Below are 17562 nucleotides of genomic sequence, written 5' to 3'. Positions count from 1 at the left end.
TTTTTAGAATCAGTTATTCGGCTGTTTCTTTTTTCAAGTATCTGTCCAGAAATTTCAAAATCTCTCCGTAGCCGCGAATTTCATTTTCTTTTTTGATGAATCCATGTCCTTCATCTGGAAAAACGATGTATTCAACCGGGACATTATTGGCTTTAATGGCTTCGACAATTTCATCCGATTCAACCTGTAACACCCGGGGATCGTTGGCTCCTTGCAGAACCATCACAGGGTTTTTGACATTTTCGGCATGAAACAGGGGTGAAATATCGTAAAGGCGAACGGAGTCCTCGGTGAATGGATCGCCCAATTCAGTGTATAGTGCTTCTCGAAACGATTCCCAGTAAGGGGGGATGGATTTGAGGGTGCGAAGCCAATTGGTAACCCCGAAGATGTTCACTCCCACCTCAAATTCATCGGGCGTAAAGGTCATGGCAGCCATCGTCATGTAGCCACCGTAGCTTCCACCGATGATGCCAATTTTGTCGTCGTCAATATAATCTTGTTGCTGTAGCCATTTTTTTCCCCATATGCAATCTTTCAGGTCTTTGTCGCCGTGATTGAGGTCATCCATTTTGTAAAAGGTCTTCCCATAACCACTACTTCCGCGGTTGTTTACGGCCAAAATAGCATAGCCGTGATTGACAAGATATTGAATTAAAGCAAAATAACCTGTTCGTGATTGGCCTCCCGGACCACCATGTACCCATACCAAAGCAGGCACTTGGCTGTCTTTTGAAGCGGTAATAGGCTTGTAGTAAATAGCTGGGATTTCCAGACCGTCGAACGATTCGTAACGAACCACTTCGGCTGGGACCAAATCTTGTGGATCAATTTCCGGGTTTAATGTGTCCGTTAGTTTCTTGAGCTCCTGTGTTTCGAAGTTGTACATATAGATGTTGTTTGGAGCTTTGGACGTTCCGATGGTTAACCGCAGTAGTTTTTCACTGTCCGAAAAGTTCACAGCCAATATGTTTCCATCCGGTATGTCCGGAAAATTAACGGTTTCATTGGTGTTGGTATCTTTAATCAGCAGGGTGTTCTTTCCATCTTCGTTAATGGCGATTACGCGATATTTTTCGTTTTCGCTCAGGTAACTGTACATCACGTCCCAGTTTGTCTCAAACAAAACGTTTTTGTCACCGGTAGCAATTTTGTATTGGACCAGGTAGGCAAATTCTTTTCCTGAATTGGTAATAAAATAAAAATGGGCATCATCTTTGCTGAATCCGGCGCTTCTGTATTCGCCCGGTTCTTCGGATACTTCAATCATTTCTTCGGTCTCTCGGTCATACAGGAATAGTTTATTCTCACTTGTTGTAATGGTTTGGCTCAGGGCAAAAAGCTTTTCGTTATGGGACACTCCCGAGATATCCAGTCCTTCGTCGTTTTGATAAATCATCTCCGCTTTCCAGTCTGTAATCATCATTTTGTAGAGGTCGAAGAATTTTGGGTCTCTTTTGTTGGATGTGTAAAACATCGCTTGGTCATCTTCGCTCCAGCCACCAAACTGAGCCTTTTCTTCTTCTCCTGGTGTCAGATCAACTGAACTCCCATCTGATTTCAGCAGGTACAGGTGGTCAATTTCGTTTCCTCCTTTGTCGGCCGAATAAATGATCTCGCTGCTTCCTGGGACATAATCCTGGGCAAAAAGGGACTCTTCCTGTGAGTTTGTGATTTGCTTTTTGGAAGCATCGGCAATGGAGATTTCGTACACATTGAAAATGCCGGTTTCGTCAGTGCTAACCAGTAGTTTGGTTTCATCTTCTGAAAATGCACCTCCTGAAATCCGGGTGTTTTCATAAAACTGTTCGATGGAGTACTTCTTTGGGATGTGTTTTTCTGCCGGCTGTGAACAGGCTGCCAGAATCAGTATTGGCAAGAGAAAAGTTAATTTTTTCATACGCATTGTTTTTGGATTATTAGTGGATGTTTTCAATAGGATTTTCGCTACTGGTGTCGAAGGGGCATCAATTAATGTATTGGTTGTTTATTTGTAATGCCAAACTAAGTTATTGAAATTTGGTCAGTTTATTGATACATGTTGTACGTTTTTATAAATGAAAAATGGCACCCATTTCCGGATGCCATTCTTTTTATGAAGGAAAAATTCGCTTACAGATCCTTAATTTCATTGACCAGTTTTTGAAGTGTGCTTTTGGCATCTCCGAAAAGCAGCCTGGTTTTTTCATCAAAAAATAAGCTATTTTCAATGCCGGCATATCCTTTCCCTCGGCCACGTTTCATTACGATAATGTTCTTTGATTCGTGCGCCTTGATGATAGGCATTCCGGCTATTGGGCTCGAAGGATCGTTGATAGCGGCCGGATTCACCACATCATTGGCTCCAATGACGATGCAAACGTCGGTACTTGGCATGTCTGGATTGATGTCGGCCATTTCCACCAGCTGATCGTAAGGAACATCAGCCTCGGCCAGCAAAACGTTCATGTGTCCGGGCATACGTCCGGCCACCGGATGAATGGCATATCGTACGTTCACGCCTTTCGACGACAACAATTCATCCAGTTCGTGACAAACATGTTGGGCCTGCGCAACTGCCAGTCCGTAACCGGGAATGATAACCACATTTCGCGAATAGGCAAGCAGAACAGAAGCATCGCTCATGGTAATTTCTTTCATGGTTCCCTCTTCTCCTTCGGCCGTAGCGCCACCTCCGCCAAAAGCGCCAATGATCACGTTCACTAACGAGCGATTCATGGCTTTACACATCAGCAAGGTTAAAATGCTTCCGGCAGCTCCCACTAAAATTCCACCCAAAATCATGGCCTGGTTGTTATAAATGAAACCTGCCATGGCGGCGGCAATACCGGTAAAGCTGTTTAGGAGAGAGATCACCACAGGCATGTCGGCACCCCCGATTGGCATCACGAAAAGCACTCCGTAGAGTAATGAAACCGCCAATAGCAGGTAAATAGCCCAGTTTAAGTCGGCTGGTGTTTGACCTGAAAGCAAGATGAAAAGTGCCAGACCTAACGTTCCGGCCAGCAAAACTAAATTGACATAGCTCAGGTAGCCAGCCCGGATGTCGTTGACTTTGCCGTCGAGTTTACCATATGCTACCATACTTCCGCTGAATGCAATGCTTCCAATGATTAGTCCAAGCAAGGTGACCAATACCGAGCCCCAATTGTTCATGTCAGCATTGGGGAATTCGAGCAAGGCAACCAAGGCAGAGGCCGCACCACCAGTAGCGTTGTAGAACGACACCAGTTGTGGCATAGCGGTCATTTTTACTTTGCGGGCAATGATCCAACCAATGGCCGAACCCACACCAATAGCAGCCAGGATTATCCAGACATTGGCTGGTTGAATGCCGCCGCCATTGGCATTTTTATGCAACAGGATGGTGGTGAGCATAGCCAGTACCATACCGGCGCCAGCGTAAAAGTTACCTCGCCGGGCCGATTCGGGGTGGCTCAGCAATTTCAGTCCAACAACAAAAAGTAGGGCAGCTATTAAGTAACTTAGTTCGAGGAGGGTTCCTCCCACAGTAAATTCAACACCGTTAAATGTTCCAAGTATTTTATCCATGAGTTCCTCCTATTTTTTCTTCTTTTTAAACATTTCCAACATGCGGTCGGTAACCACAAAACCACCTACCACATTGAGGGTTCCAAAAATGACAGCAAAAATCCCAAGAATGAGCTCGGTGTTGATTCGACTGGCGTCGGCATGTCCAACCAGAATGATTCCGCCGATGATGATTACACCGCTGATGGCATTGGCTCCCGACATTAACGGGGTGTGTAACACTGCGGGTACGTTGGAGATGACTTCAATCCCCAAAAAGATGGAAAGTGCGATAATGAAAATCGCTTCCTTGTACGCATAGAAAAAGACTAATATTTCTTCCATTGGATTTAATTTTTCGGTTGAATGACTGATCTGACGCGTTCATTGATGATTTCCCCCTTGTGGGTAATACAGGTCCCTTTAATAATATCGTCATCAAAATTCAGTTCAAGTTTTCCTTCTTCATTAATCAACACCTCCAGAAAGTTGAGGATGTTTTTGCCGAACATTTTGCTGGCATCTACCGGCATCTTCGACGGATAGTTCGATTGCCCAATAATGGTGACACCGTGCTCAATAATGGTTTCATTATCTTTGGTCAACTCGCAGTTGCCTCCGCTCGAGGCTGCCAGGTCAATAATCACTGACCCGGGCTTCATACGGGCAACTGCTTCCTTTGGAAGTAGCAGGGGAGCTTTATGCCCCGGTATTTGTGCGGTGCAGATCACTACGTTGGCCTTGGCGGCATGATCATTAATCGCTTGTTGTTGCCTCTGCTTAAACTCTTCGGTTTGTTCAATCGCATAACCTCCGGCAGCAGCGTCTTCCTTGGCTCCCTCCACTTCCACAAATTTGGCGCCAAGGCTCATCACTTCTTCCTTTACTGCTGACCGAACATCAAAGGCTTGCACCTGTGCTCCGAGCCTTTTGGCTGTTGCTATGGCTTGTAAGCCGGCAACACCAGCCCCCAGTACCAGTACGGTTGCCGGGCGAATGGTTCCGGCGGCAGTCATAAACATAGGGTAAAAGGAGGGAAGGTGGTTGGCGGCATCCAGCACTGCTTTGTAACCAGCAACCGTGGCTTGCGATGACAAAACATCCATTGCCTGTCCGCGTGTAGAGCGGGGGATGGCATCCATGCTGAATGTTGTGATCCCTTTGTCTGCAAATTGTTTTACCAAAGCGGTGTTCCAAAGCGGGTTGTACTGGCTCAGCCAAAGTTGTTCCTTGCCGAGCGAATTGACCAGCTTTTCGTTCGGAGCATGAATGCCAATCAGAAAATCAGCTTTCGTTAATACGTCTTCTCGAGAAGCAATGGTTGCTCCGGCTTCTTGGTAGGCTGCATCGGTTGCCATAGCAGAATCGCCGGCTCCAGTTTCCACACAAACATCCACTTTTCGTTTTGTCAGGCTGGAAACAATTTCGGGTAAGAGGGCCACCCGATTTTCATAATCTCCCTCTTTTAAGAGTCCAATAAGCATAAACCAGAATATTAAGTGATTATTAGTAACGCTTTTTCTATCTAGTTAAATCAATTTTTGCTGACATGGTTCACGAATATAAGGACTTTCTGTTTTTAATGAAGGAATTAGATCTTGAAATTGTGTAAAACTATTTCTGAAAAAAACGGACTTAAATGGGCGAAGAAAATATCTTTGCATTCTCATTTAAAAGAAAGAATTATGCAGACTTGGTTCGAATGCAAAGTAAAATATGTGAAAGTAGATCAGGACGGCCGTGAGCGCAAAGTGTCGGAAGCGTATTTGGTTGATGCGGTTTCGTTTACTGATGCCGAAGCCCGGATGATTGAACAGATGCAGCAGTTGGTTCGGGGCGGCGAATTTTATATCGACAATATCAAAAAATCAAACATCATTGAAATCTTTCCTCACGATAATGGAGAGTACTGGTTTAAAGCTAAAATTGGTATTGTTACGATTGATGAAAAGGCGGGCAAGGAGAAAAAAATCAACAACTATTTTTTGATTGCTGCTGATGATTTCAAGCAAGCTTTGCTGCGCCTGGAGGAGGATCTCTCTTATATTCTGGTTCCTATTCAAATTTCAGCGATGAACCTGAGCACCATTGTTGATGTGTTTCCATATTTCAAGGATGAAGTGAATGAGCCGCTGCCCCCGCATTTAAAGCGTATTGAGCCGGAAGAACCTGTTGAAGACACTGCTGAAACAGATCAGTTGCTGGCTGATGATGATTCGACAGAAGAAGAAGCGGAGTCGGAGCCGGACGAAGAGTAAACAGCCGGAGTTTTTCGATTTTAAATCACTTCGGAAAAGATAACGATCAAAAAAGAATCCCGGAAGTGAATTGCTCCCGGGATTCTTTTTTGGAAATCAGTTTGACTGCGGAAAGGTTTCCTTCAGCCCAAACATAACCCTGAAGAAACAGAATTGGTCACGTTTTAATGGTTCAAACAGGTAGTAGGCTGTTGCTACTCGACAAATGTCCTTTACTTCGGTGAAAATTTCATTGACAGCCAGCCTTCCGGATTCACTTAAGCGATCAGAGGCTACAATCAGGTCAAAACAGGAGTTGAATTCATGCAATTGATCGTCAAACTCCAGAATCTTGTCAATCAACTCTGCAGGAATGGTTTTGCTGGTCAGTGTTTGTTTTGATTCCGCATTCATGTTTTCGTGAATCACCTTCAATAAAAAATACAGACTTTGATAATCACCGTTTTTCGCTTCGCTGAAGTAGTCATTATAGCCCAATACTTCAAAAATATGTTTCTGAAATTTTTTATCCTCTTTAAAATCAACCTTGATAAGGGCACGCAGCAGGGCGACTTTTCTTAGTGATGAAATCATAAGCTCGTGCACATACTGTTGTTTGTCGGTGTGTTTGTAATATTCGTCGGCTGGCAGAAATTTGGCTTTAACCTTTTTTACTTTCGACATAAGTTCTTTTGCGTACTCCAAAGTCCAGTCTCTTCGAATAAGGGAGAGTTCGTAGATGTTCTCGTTAAATGATTGAACGATTTTCATGCAAGCCAGAAGCGTTGCATTGGCTGTTGAGCATGTTATTTTTTCTTCCATTTGTGTTGGTTTTTTTGTTTGAGTTATTATTGAACATCGGAAAAAAGTTACGATAAAACCAACTCAAAAAAAATGTTTAATCTTCTAAAAACGAGAATTATGTTGTAGAATATCTTGGTCGAGTGGACTGAGTGAGAGGGGAGTTCTATAAAGAACCAATGTTTTTATTGAGGCTTGGCTTAAATGCAGGAGAAATCTTCGATAGCACTACGCTGCTATTTACATTGAATCCAGGTAGTTTTTTGGTCTTTTGTGCTTGCCGAGAAGCCTTCATAAGACAAAAGCTCCCGGGCAAATGATTTTTACCTGGGAGCCTTTATTATTTCAACTGAAGAATAGTGTTTCTTAGTAATTGATTTTCACACCCCGTTTGCGCTCAGCTTCGCGAAGCAGGATTTTCCGCATGCGGAATGATTTGGGTGTCACTTCCAGGTATTCGTCTGAGCTAATGTACTCCAAAGCTTCTTCCAAACTAAAACGTACGGGTGGGGCCAACTTGGTTTTTTCATCCGACCCTGAGGCACGCATGTTGGTTAGCTTTTTCGATTGGGTGACGTTGATGGTCAAATCATCGGCACGGGTGTTTTCGCCAATCACCATGCCTTCGTACACATCTTCGCCCGGAGGAATAAAGAAGCGTCCACGGTCCTGCAATTTATTCAGGGCATAGGCAAAGGTTGTTCCGGGTTCCTTGGCAATCAGCGAACCGTTTTTGCGGCCTTCAATCGGGCCTTTTACGGGTTGGTATTCAATAAACCGGTGCGTCATCACTGCTTCGCCGGCAGTGGCGGTCAGCATGTTTGTTCGCAGTCCGATAATTCCACGCGATGGAATCAGGAATTCCAGGTGGATGCGATCGCCTTTGCGTTCCATATTTTGCATTTCACCTTTGCGGGCGGTAACCAATTCAACAACTTTACCTGAAAATTCATCGGTAACATCGACATGCATTTCTTCAATTGGCTCACATTTGATGCCGCCAATTTCCTTGTATAAAACCTGTGGCTGGCCAACCTGCAACTCATAGCCTTCGCGGCGCATGGTTTCAATCAGTACCGATAAGTGCAGTACTCCGCGCCCGTAAACAGTAAAGGTATCGGCGGTTGAGCCTTTTTCAACACGCAGGGCCAGGTTTTTCTCCAGCTCCTTATACAGGCGGTCGTGCAGGTGGCGTGAGGTCACGAATTTGCCTTCTTTACCAAAGAATGGCGAATCGTTGTTGGTAAATACCATGCTCATGGTGGGTTCGTCAACTGCGATCGGATCCAGCGGCTCGGGGTTTTCGAGGTCACAAATGGAGTCGCCAATGTCGAAGCCTTCGATACCAACCAGCGCGCAAATATCACCGTTGATCATACTGTCAACTTTCTGACGTCCAAGTCCGGTAAAGGTGTGCAGTTCTTTAATTTTTGTGCGTTTGACCGATCCGTCGCGTTTGACCATGGCAACCTGCATGCCTTCTTTTAATATTCCACGGTGGATCCGTCCAATGGCTATCCGGCCAACGTAGGCCGAATAATCGAGCGAGGTAATGAGCAACTGCGGTGTTCCCGGGTTTGGTTTTGGCTCGGGTATGTGTTCGATAATGGCATCCAGCAGTGGGCTGATGTTATCTGTTTTATCGCTCAGGTTGGCAGTCATCCAGCCTTCTTTGGCCGAACCGTAAATCGTTGGAAAATCGAGCTGTTCTTCGGTCGCATCAAGGCTAAACATGAGGTCGAAAACTTGCTCGTGTACTTCCTCGGGACGGCAATTGGGCTTGTCAACTTTATTAATAACTACAATGGGTTTCAATCCCAAAGCCAGCGCTTTTGAGAGTACAAAACGGGTTTGAGGCATGGTGCCTTCAAAAGCATCAGCCAGCAGCAATACGCCGTCGGCCATGTTCAGTACCCGCTCTACTTCACCACCAAAGTCTGAGTGACCCGGGGTGTCAATGATATTTATTTTAACATCTTTGTAAACTACTGAAACATTTTTTGCCAGGATGGTAATCCCGCGTTCCCGTTCCAGGTCATTGCTGTCGAGAATCAACTCCTGCTTTTTCTCGTGATCTTTCATCACATTGCAATGGTATATCATTTTATCGACCAGGGTCGTTTTGCCGTGGTCAACGTGCGCGATAATCGCGATGTTCCTAATCTTCTGCATATAATCTCCAAAATTGAGGCGCAAAGATAATCTTATTTCAGTTGCTTGCTCCTGTTCCACTAATTTGTTGACGGTAACTTAACAAGCAGGTTCGCTAATGGGGTGATGGTGATCGGATAAATAATTCAATGATTTCGGATTGAATTGATAATTAGTCATATGTCGTCTGGTTTTCAAAGGTGGAAGTGGGGGCAAAGCGGGTTATTTTGGCTGCGCTTTTTTTGACATCCGAGAATCAGTCCGGTGGACTTCGAAAAATGAACTCCGCTAATGTCGCATAAATTTGGCTTTCCCGGTGTCAACCACCAAAACTTTGTATGGGCTAAGTTCAATTTTTACGGGGTTTTCGATCAAGATCGGTTCGCCATCAATATGAAACTTATCAGACGAAGTTCTCATAATAAGGGCATTTTTACAGGGCAAATATTGGACGTGTTTGGACGGTTTAAGCCGGCCAAGAAACAGTTTGAGTGAGAACAGGGGAAACAGGCTAATTGGAAAGGCCCTGACCATCACCAAATCAAAACGACCATCGGTTGGATTCGCCTGTGGCGCGATTTGTGCGCCATATCCGAACTGTGCGGTATTGGCCAGATTAACCATGAAAAAGCGTCCGTTGATGGTCTCGTTTTCCAGTTCAATGGATGCTTCGATTGGGACAAAACGCCAGATGACGCGCATGGTGCTGATCAGGTAATTCCGAAAACCGCGTCCTTTTAGCTTGTGAAAATCATGAGCGACTGATCCATCGTAACCTACGCCCGAAATATGCATGCTGACATAGCCGTTTACCAGCATCACATCGCTCGACATGGTTTTGCCATGCTCTATTGCGGACATCAGGTGAGGAAGATTTCTGCTGAACCCGAATTCACGGGCAAACCCATTGCCCGAGCCAAATGGAAGGACGGCGAGTTTCTTCGTGCTTCCTACAAGGGCCGATGCCATTTCGTTCACGGTTCCATCGCCTCCAACGGCCACAAATACGTCAAAGTTGTCGAATTGTTCGCCGACAATTTGGGCAGCATGTTTTGGATATTTCGTAATCTGAACGGCTACGGGAGGATCGAGATTTTCCAGTTGAAATAGCAGTTTTTGTATTTTTTGCTGTCCGGCATTCGGGTTTACAATAAAAAGCGTCTTGGCTTTTGTTCGCTTCATCTGACTGTTATTTTTAGTCTGCTCCGGTTAGATTATGCCTTACTCGGGTTCAATCGAATCGGCTGGATTTTGAAATGCCTGGTTGGCGGCTCTTGAATTTTTCAGTTCCTCTTTCACCAAATTGAGAGGTTGGATCTCAGCGAGTTGAATACGCTTAATTTCGTGTAATCCAGCTTCTTCTTTGACTGGTCGCCGTGTAAAGCTTTTAAACCACTCATAAAGGTTGTCGTCGTTGTATACGCGATGAATGTCGTGACCCTTTCCAGCCAAGCGGCTGTAGACAACGGGTGCCTCGTGGGCTTTTAACGCTTCCACCATTCGATCTGACCGAACAACCGAAACGAGCTTGTCTTTTGCTCCATGAAATACCCAAATCGGCAAGTGCGTCAGATTTTCAGCCCATTCATCTTTTGCTCCACCGCAAAGCGGGGCAATGGCTGCAAATATGTGGGGATATCGGTTGGCCAACTCCCAGGTCCCAAAGCCACCCAAGCTCATCCCGGTGAGGTACACGCGCGAGGGGTCAATGCGGTGTTGCTCACTAATCTCGGCATAAATGGTATCGAACCAATTTTCGCTGGCCCAGTTCTTACCCCATGGACATTGTGGCGCCACAACAATGAAATCGAGCTTTTTGCCTTTATCCAAAAAGTAGGGCAGGCCGTAACGTTTGATTCGATTGATGTCGGTTCCGGAAACGGAGCGGCCATGCAGGTAGAAGATCACTGGTAAAAGTTCACTACTTAAACTGTCATAGTTTTCCGGAAGAAAAGTTAAGTAATTGTACCTGACTTTTTTGTCGATATTTTGTGCTTCTGTATGGTGAAATATGGAAACTGTCACGACCAACAGCATCACAACGACGATTCGGCGCATATTTTTTCTGAATTGATGTTGTGAATATAGAAAAAACTTTTGTTCAAGATTCTTCGCATTGATATTCCTGATATCTTTTTATTAATTAGTTGTAAAAAGAATCCCCTTTTTTGCGGCAACCTACCAATAGCCAATCTTACAGTGACGAATCAACCAACCTACTTGTGGCGTTTCTTCAGCTCGCGGACCAAGTCTTCAATCCGGTAGCCCTTATGGGTAAGCAGCACAATCAGGTGGTAAAGCAAATCGGCTCCTTCGTACAAAAAGTTTTCATCGTCGTTCGCCATGGCGCCAATAATGGTTTCCACAGCTTCTTCGCCCACTTTTTGGGTAATAGTGCGTGTTCCTTTTGTAAATAGAGAGGTGGTGTACGAACCTTCCGGCATTTCCTTTTTGCGTTGGTCAATAAAGTCCTGTAGGTGTTTAATGAAAGCCAGATCGTCCAACTCGTTGGTTTCGTTCCAGCAGGTGTCGCTGCCCGTGTGGCAAACTGGTCCAATAGGATTTACTTTAATCAACAGGGTGTCGTCGTCGCAGTCTGACGTGATGGAAACGACATTCAAAAAATTGCCGCTTTCTTCGCCTTTGGTCCACAGCCGGTTTTTGGTACGGCTGAAGAAAGTAACCTTTCCGGTTTCCTCGGTTTTCGCCAGCGCTTCTTCGTTCATAAAGCCCAGCATCAGCACCTTGTTGGTTTGGTTATCTTGAATAACGGCCGGGATGAGCCCATTCTGTTTTGAGAAATCTAGTTTTTTGTCCATGTATTTTTTTTTATGTTTTAATCGACATACGTCTCTCTTACGATTGACTTTAGTTCGCTGATCTCAGACTTTGTCAGGGATCCCAATACTTTTATAATTCTTTGCTTGTCAATTGTCCGGATTTGGTCAAGCACGACCCAGCTTTTATTATCGTCGTGCTTTAGGGCTATCCGTGTCGGGTATTTTTTAGAGCTGGTTGTCATTGGGGCAATCACAACTGTTCTTAAATATTTATTCATCTCATCGGGCGAAATAACCACACAGGGTCTGGGCTTTTTTATTTCACTGCCAATGGTGGGATCAAGATTGACCAATAGAATTTGAAATTGATTTATTTCCATTCCTCCAGATTTTCATCTTCGAAGACATCATCGATCAATAATCGATCATCACCGCTCTCTGCCATTTCCTTGAACGCTTTTTCCCATCCTATTCTGGATTTTGATAATGGCTTGATAATGATTTGATCTTCTTCCAGAATCAAATTAACCGAATCTTTGATGTTGTATTTGTCGATCATGGTTTTACTTAGCCGGATACCTTTTGAGTTCCCTATTTTTATAACCGAAACTTCCATGATTTTATTTTTCGTGTAATTACAAAGTTATAACTTTCCACGAAAACCAGGGCTACCGAATTGGAATGTTTTTACTTTTCAAATAACTTTTCAAATCGGGAATGGCAATTTCCTTGTAATGAAATATACTGGCGGCCAGTCCGGCATCGGCCTTTCCTTTGGTAAACACATCCACAAAATGATCCATGTTTCCGGCACCACCTGATGCGATGATTGGGATTCTCAGCATGTCAGCCATTTGTGCCAGCTCGTTGTTGGCAAAGCCGCCTTTGGTGCCATCGTGGTCCATTGAGGTGAACAGGATTTCGCCGGCGCCGCGGTCTTCGGCTTCTTTGGCCCAGCTAAATAATTCCTTGTCGGTTGGAATCCGGCCTCCATTCACAGTCACTGTCCAGTGTCCATCGTAGTTTTTGGCATCGATCGCCACAACCACAAATTGAGTCCCAAAGTTTTTAGCCAGATCATCGATCAGTTGCGGGTTGCGCACGGCCGATGAATTGATACTCACTTTATCGGCTCCGGCACTGAGCAAAGCTTCGGCATCCTTAATCTCGCTGATTCCACCACCAACGGTGAATGGAATGTTCAGCTCGCGGGCGATCCGTTTCACAAGTTCAACAAAGGTTTTGCGTCCTTCGTGTGTGGCCGTGATGTCGAGAAAGACCAGTTCGTCGGCTCCTTGTTCCGCATATAGCGCACCCAGTTCCACCGGGTCGCCCACCGACTGAATATTGACAAAGTTCACGCCTTTGACGGTCTGACCATCTTTAATGTCCAGGCATGGAATGATTCGTTTTGCTAGCATGTTTTAAGTTCCAAATTCCAGGTTTCAAATTCCAAATTAAAGTGCATCCGTTCGAAGTTCACGAGTACATAAGTGAGATGTGGTGTACGAATGTATTTACGAACGTATGAACTTGCTTATCTCATTTAAGCTTATCTTCTTTTCATAAATCGCTTTTCCGGTGATTACGCCCGGGACGCCCATTTCGTTCAGTTCGTGGATGTCTTTCATTGAAGCGATTCCGCCGCTGGCAATCAGCTCCAAGCCATCAAACTTGTCCATGATTTCTTTGTACAAATCGATGCTGGGGCCAGAGAGCATGCCGTCGCGTGCAATGTCGGTTGAGATTACTTTCTGAATTCCCTGGCTGGTGTAGCTTTCAATAAATTCAAGAATGGGCAATTCTGAAACTTCCTGCCAACCACTCACCGCGATCATTTTGTCCTTGGCGTCGGCTCCCAGAATGATTTTTTCGGCTCCATAAGTTTCAATCCAGCTTAAAAAAGTTTCTCGGTCTTTTACGGCAATGCTGCCGCCTGTTACCATTTGCGCGCCGCTTTCGAAGGCGATTTTCAAATCGTTATCAGTTTTTAGTCCGCCTCCAAAGTCTATCACCAGCTTGGTTTTAGAGGCAATGGTTTCCAGTACCTTGTAGTTGACAATGTGCTGGGCTTTGGCGCCATCCAAGTCCACCAAATGCAGCCGGGTGATTCCCGCGTCTTCAAACATTTTGGCCACTTCCAACGGATTTTCGTTGTACACCGTTTTCTGGTTGTAGTCGCCTTGTGACAAGCGGACGCATTTGGCGTCAATAAGATCAATTGCAGGGATGATGGTAATTTTGTTGTTCATTAGTACAAAGTTCATGGTACATAAGGAATTTGATTTTGCTCATGTAGTTATCTACACAAGCACTTATGCACTTATTCTTACAATTTCAAAAAGTTTTCTAATATTTTCGCACCAACCGGGCCGCTTTTTTCAGGGTGAAACTGGGTGGCGTAAAAATTGTCTTTGTGCAGGGCCGCGCTAAACGGGTTGATGTAATTGCCCAGGGCCGCGGTGTGCTCACCAACGGTGGCGTAGAACGAATGCACGAAATAAACAGACTGGTTGTCGAGCGACTCGTCGAACAAGTTGCTTTTTAAGTTGGTGATGGTGTTCCATCCCATATGCGGTACTTTGGTAACGAACTCCATTCCGGGTTCCGGGACAAAGCGTTTCACTTGTTCATCGAAAATGCCCAGGCAATGGGTGTCGCCTTCTTCGGAATGGCTGCACATGAGTTGCAAGCCCAGGCAAATGCCCAATACCGGCTGAGTCAGCGACGGGATCAGTTGGTCTAGTCCTTCTTTTTTCAGGTAAGCCATGGTGGTGCTGGCCTCGCCAACTCCCGGGAAAATCACTTTGTCAGCTGCCTCAATTTTTTCGTGATCGCCGGTAATTTCAGCTTGAATTCCCAAGCGAAACAAGGCATTGCTGACTGATTCAATGTTACCTGCGTTGTATTTGATGATGACGATGTTCATTCTTTGTCTTTTATGGGATTTACTTTTCTAGTAACTTGTCGATGACTTTTTTCATCTCATCGAACTCTTTCTCTTTGAAAAGCCTGGTCATGTAGACAATTTTTCCGGTTTTGTCGATGATGACATTGCGGGTTACACCGGCACCTTTTTCGGCATAACGATAAAAGATGCTGCCTTTGGGATCCAGCAGCAGGGGATAGGTAACCGGAATGTCTGTCGCAAATTTTTGTACTTTTTCTTTCGGCTCATCCAAGTCAACACCAAATAAGGCAAAGTTTGGATTGTCTTTGTGCTTCTGCCAAATTTCTTTTTCGATGTGCGGCATTTCTTTGCGGCAAACACCACACCAGCTTGCTGTAAACTGGAGCATGATGACTTTCCCCTTGAAGTCCGAAAGTTGGATGGTTTTTCCCTCAGCTGTAACTGTTGTAAAATCAGGTGCCTGCTCTCCAATTTTGACGATGTAGCCATAGTCCGCAGGAATCTTCTTATCCGAAACTTGAGCATGCATTGAGTAGGTCAGGAAAACAAATAGAATTGCCAAATACTTCATACGTTCTATTTTTAATTGAAAACGACGGTCCGGTTGTTGTATACAAGAACTTTTCGCTGCAGATGCTTGAATACTGCATTGGAAAGTACAATTTTCTCCAGGTCGCGGCCTTTTCGGATCAGGCTTTTAATGGTATCCACATGGCTGCACTGGGTCACGCCCTGCTCGATGATCGGTCCGGCATCCAAATCGCTGGTGACATAGTGGCTGGTGGCACCAATGAGCTTCACCCCCCGGGCATGTGCCGCATGGTAGGGCTTCGCTCCGGCAAATGCCGGCAAGAACGAATGGTGAATGTTGATGATCTTGTTTGGGTAATGCGAAACAAAATCTTTCGACAAGATCTGCATGTAACGGGCCAGTACCACGAAATCGATTTTGTGTTTTTTGAGTAAGGCCAATTCTGCGGCTTCCTGTTCGGCCTTGTTCTCTGCAGTCACAGGCATATATTCGAAAGCAATGCCAAATCGTTCGGCCACAGGGCGCATGGTTTCGTGGTTGCTGACGATCACCGGAATTTCGACATCCCACTCACCAGCTGTGTAGCGCGACAGAATATCGAACAGACAATGCGACATTTTAGATACGAAAATGGCCATCCGGGGTACATCTTCAGAAAAATAAAGCTTCCAGTTCATTTCCAGTTTCGAACCAATCAGTGTATCGAAATATTCGCCGATTTTTTCGGATGGAATCGCAAAATCTTTCAACTCCCATTCCACACGCATGTAAAAAATCTTTTCAACCCGGTCAACATGCTGGTCCAGGTTGATGATGTTTCCGTTGTTCTTGTTCAGAAACTCGGTAACGGTAGCCAGTATCCCTTGCCTGTCGGGGCAGTGGATCAACAGAATGGCTGTATTCTTTTTCTCACGTAAGGGTTTAATGCTTTTCATTTTTTCATTTTTTACCACAAAGGGCACTGAGTTTTTTCACAAAGTACACGAAGTTATTTGATTAATAATCCCGATTCCTGTTTGTAAATTCATAGGATCACACGTTTTATCCCATGTTTTAGAATTTTTACATGGAAGTTTACCAAGAGCCCGAGCTTGCATTTTGATAGTTTTAAATAAGTTAGAATTTGTGCCAAATGAATCTCAGATAATTCGTCAACCGCTTTCACTTCAATGATGATACAATCTTCAACCAATAAATCAACACGGTAACCAGCCTCAAGTTTTACTTCCTTATAGATTAGCGGCAGCGGTTTTTGCCTTTCTGCTTTTAACCCTGACTCCATGAGTTCATACATCAGGCATTCTTCATAAGCATTTTCAAGAAGGCCGGGGCCTAAGGCGGAACGCACTTTAAAAGCACCGTTCAGTATTAATTTGAAAATATCCTCTCCGCTTAGCATTTCTTATTGGCCTTAGTGAAAAGACTTCTTGCTTTTCGTGGTTGAAATTTATAATGCGCCTTTGGTTGAAGGCAGTTCAAAGTTAAACAGATCTTTCTTAATGGCCATTTTAATGGCGCGGGCCAGGGCTTTAAAGATTCCCTCAATTTTATGGTGTTCATTTTCGCCTTCCGCTTTGATGTTGATGTTTGAAAGCGAGGTGTCGGAAAATGATTTGAAAAAGTGAAAGAACATTTCGGTTGGCATGTCGCCTACTTTTTCGCGCTTAAACTCAGCGTCCCAGACAATCCAGGGGCGGCCGCCAAAATCGAGGACTACTTGTGCCAGGCAATCATCCATGGGCAGGCTGTAGCCGTAGCGTTCAATGCCGCGCTTATCACCCAAAGCCAGCTTGAAAGCTTCTCCCAGTGCTAATCCTGTGTCTTCGATGGTGTGGTGCTCATCCACCTGCAAGTCGCCGTTCACCCGGATCGTTAAATCAACACCGGCGTGGCGGGCAATTTGGTCGAGCATGTGGTCGAAAAAATGCAGGCCTGTGCTGATGTCGCCTTTCCCGGTACCATCCAAATTGAGTTCAATTTTGATCTGCGTTTCCTTCGTGTTGCGCTTCACTTTGGCTGTTCGCTCCGGAGCGGCAACCCGGGCGTAAATAGCATCCCAACTGGTGGTGACCAACGTGCAAAATGATTCCAAGCCCTGCTTTTTCAGTTCATCTGTCAAAGATCCATCATTGATCAGAATGCCTTTTGCTCCGAGGTTTTTCGCTAGTTCAATATCTGTGAGGCGATCCCCAATAACAAAGCTGTTGGCAAGGTCATAACTGCCATCCAAAAATTTTCCCATCAGCCCGGTTCGGGGTTTGCGGGTCGGCGCATTGTCTTCGGGAAAGCTCCGGTCGATCAGGATATCATCAAAAACAACGCCTTCGTTTTCAAAAGTCAGAAGCATTTTGTTGTGAGCCGGCCAAAAGGTTTCCTCCGGGAAGGAGTCCGTTCCCAAGCCATCCTGATTGGTCACCATCACCAATTCGTAATCCAGGTTTTTAGCAATGAAATGCATGTTTCGAAAAACATTGGGAAGAAACTCCAGCTTTTCGAGCGAATCAATTTGTTCGTCCTCGGGTTCACGAATCAGTGTACCGTCGCGGTCGATGAATAGTGCCTTTTTCATATGAGTATTTAATGTTGTCATAAAGCAAGGGTTTTGTTAGTTAAACGTCA

Annotated in this window: 18 protein-coding genes and 1 pseudogene; 1 reads left to right on the top strand and 18 read right to left on the bottom strand. The window is 44.9% G+C overall.

What is annotated here, in order from left to right; genetic code table 11:
• Window positions 1–13: 13 nt before the first annotated feature.
• The 4 genes from AAC033_RS11215 to AAC033_RS11200 all read right to left on the bottom strand — a co-directional run bounded on the left by AAC033_RS11215 (window position 14) and on the right by AAC033_RS11200 (window position 5015).
• Complete coding sequence (locus AAC033_RS11215) at window positions 14–1900, bottom strand: alpha/beta fold hydrolase (protein WP_339738089.1); 1887 nt, start codon at window positions 1898–1900, stop codon at window positions 14–16.
• Between the two features lie 212 nt (window positions 1901–2112).
• A complete protein-coding gene (locus AAC033_RS11210; RefSeq protein ID WP_339738087.1) occupies window positions 2113–3552 on the bottom strand; it encodes an NAD(P)(+) transhydrogenase (Re/Si-specific) subunit beta in 1440 nt (479 codons plus the stop codon).
• 9 nt (window positions 3553–3561) lie between these two features.
• On the bottom strand, window positions 3562–3876 hold the full coding sequence (locus AAC033_RS11205; protein ID WP_339738085.1) for an NAD(P) transhydrogenase subunit alpha: 315 nt from the start codon (window positions 3874–3876) through the stop codon (window positions 3562–3564).
• A gap of 5 nt (window positions 3877–3881) precedes the next feature.
• Complete coding sequence (locus AAC033_RS11200) at window positions 3882–5015, bottom strand: Re/Si-specific NAD(P)(+) transhydrogenase subunit alpha (protein WP_339738083.1); 1134 nt, start codon at window positions 5013–5015, stop codon at window positions 3882–3884.
• A gap of 201 nt (window positions 5016–5216) precedes the next feature.
• Here AAC033_RS11200 and AAC033_RS11195 point away from each other — a divergent pair, with 201 nt between their 5' ends.
• Window positions 5217–5789, top strand: a complete 573-nt coding sequence (locus AAC033_RS11195) for a DUF4494 domain-containing protein (protein ID WP_339738081.1) — start codon at window positions 5217–5219, stop codon at window positions 5787–5789.
• A 96-nt stretch (window positions 5790–5885) separates the two neighbouring features.
• On the opposite strand, the gene AAC033_RS11190 is transcribed toward AAC033_RS11195, so the two are convergent.
• The 14 genes and pseudogenes from AAC033_RS11190 to hisB all read right to left on the bottom strand — a co-directional run bounded on the left by AAC033_RS11190 (window position 5886) and on the right by hisB (window position 17533).
• Complete coding sequence (locus tag AAC033_RS11190; protein WP_339738079.1) at window positions 5886–6590, bottom strand: hypothetical protein; 705 nt, start codon at window positions 6588–6590, stop codon at window positions 5886–5888.
• A gap of 345 nt (window positions 6591–6935) precedes the next feature.
• Window positions 6936–8741: a translational GTPase TypA gene (gene typA, locus AAC033_RS11185; protein ID WP_339738077.1), complete on the bottom strand. Its 1806-nt coding sequence runs from the start codon at window positions 8739–8741 to the stop codon at window positions 6936–6938.
• 267 nt (window positions 8742–9008) lie between these two features.
• The gene (locus AAC033_RS11180; RefSeq protein ID WP_339738075.1) at window positions 9009–9902 is read right to left on the bottom strand and encodes a YegS/Rv2252/BmrU family lipid kinase; all 894 of its coding nucleotides are present in this window, start codon (window positions 9900–9902) and stop codon (window positions 9009–9011) included.
• Between the two features lie 39 nt (window positions 9903–9941).
• Window positions 9942–10778, bottom strand: a complete 837-nt coding sequence (locus AAC033_RS11175; RefSeq protein ID WP_339738073.1) for a PHB depolymerase family esterase — start codon at window positions 10776–10778, stop codon at window positions 9942–9944.
• 158 nt (window positions 10779–10936) lie between these two features.
• Window positions 10937–11542, bottom strand: a pseudogene (hisIE, locus tag AAC033_RS11170) (bifunctional phosphoribosyl-AMP cyclohydrolase/phosphoribosyl-ATP diphosphatase HisIE); the annotation flags it as partial.
• Window positions 11543–11556: 14 nt separating this feature from the next.
• Entirely contained in the window at window positions 11557–11880 is a 324-nt protein-coding gene (locus AAC033_RS11165; protein ID WP_339738071.1) for a type II toxin-antitoxin system PemK/MazF family toxin, read from the bottom strand.
• Window positions 11871–12116: an AbrB/MazE/SpoVT family DNA-binding domain-containing protein gene (locus AAC033_RS11160; RefSeq protein ID WP_339738069.1), complete on the bottom strand. Its 246-nt coding sequence runs from the start codon at window positions 12114–12116 to the stop codon at window positions 11871–11873. Before AAC033_RS11160 ends, AAC033_RS11165 begins: the two co-directional genes overlap by 10 nt.
• A 52-nt stretch (window positions 12117–12168) precedes the next feature.
• The gene (gene hisF, locus AAC033_RS11155; RefSeq protein WP_339738067.1) at window positions 12169–12921 is read right to left on the bottom strand and encodes an imidazole glycerol phosphate synthase subunit HisF; all 753 of its coding nucleotides are present in this window, start codon (window positions 12919–12921) and stop codon (window positions 12169–12171) included.
• A gap of 96 nt (window positions 12922–13017) precedes the next feature.
• A complete protein-coding gene (gene hisA / locus AAC033_RS11150; protein WP_339738065.1) occupies window positions 13018–13767 on the bottom strand; it encodes a 1-(5-phosphoribosyl)-5-[(5-phosphoribosylamino)methylideneamino]imidazole-4-carboxamide isomerase in 750 nt (249 codons plus the stop codon).
• A 62-nt stretch (window positions 13768–13829) separates the two neighbouring features.
• Complete coding sequence (hisH, locus tag AAC033_RS11145) at window positions 13830–14429, bottom strand: imidazole glycerol phosphate synthase subunit HisH (protein WP_339738063.1); 600 nt, start codon at window positions 14427–14429, stop codon at window positions 13830–13832.
• Window positions 14430–14448: 19 nt separating this feature from the next.
• Window positions 14449–14982 (bottom strand): TlpA disulfide reductase family protein, encoded by a 534-nt coding sequence (locus tag AAC033_RS11140; protein ID WP_339738061.1) that lies wholly within the window; start codon window positions 14980–14982, stop codon window positions 14449–14451.
• A gap of 11 nt (window positions 14983–14993) precedes the next feature.
• Window positions 14994–15878, bottom strand: a complete 885-nt coding sequence (gene purU / locus AAC033_RS11135) for a formyltetrahydrofolate deformylase (protein WP_339738059.1) — start codon at window positions 15876–15878, stop codon at window positions 14994–14996.
• 89 nt (window positions 15879–15967) lie between these two features.
• Window positions 15968–16342, bottom strand: a complete 375-nt coding sequence (locus tag AAC033_RS11130; RefSeq protein WP_339738057.1) for a GxxExxY protein — start codon at window positions 16340–16342, stop codon at window positions 15968–15970.
• 48 nt (window positions 16343–16390) lie between these two features.
• Entirely contained in the window at window positions 16391–17533 is a 1143-nt protein-coding gene (hisB, locus tag AAC033_RS11125) for a bifunctional histidinol-phosphatase/imidazoleglycerol-phosphate dehydratase HisB (protein WP_339738055.1), read from the bottom strand.
• Window positions 17534–17562 lie beyond the last annotated feature (29 nt).

Source organism: uncultured Sunxiuqinia sp., assembly GCF_963974515.1.
Lineage (GTDB): Bacteria > Bacteroidota > Bacteroidia > Bacteroidales > Prolixibacteraceae > Sunxiuqinia.
Note: the sequence above shows the minus strand (reverse complement) of the source record. Positions and strands in the feature narration are given on the sequence as shown.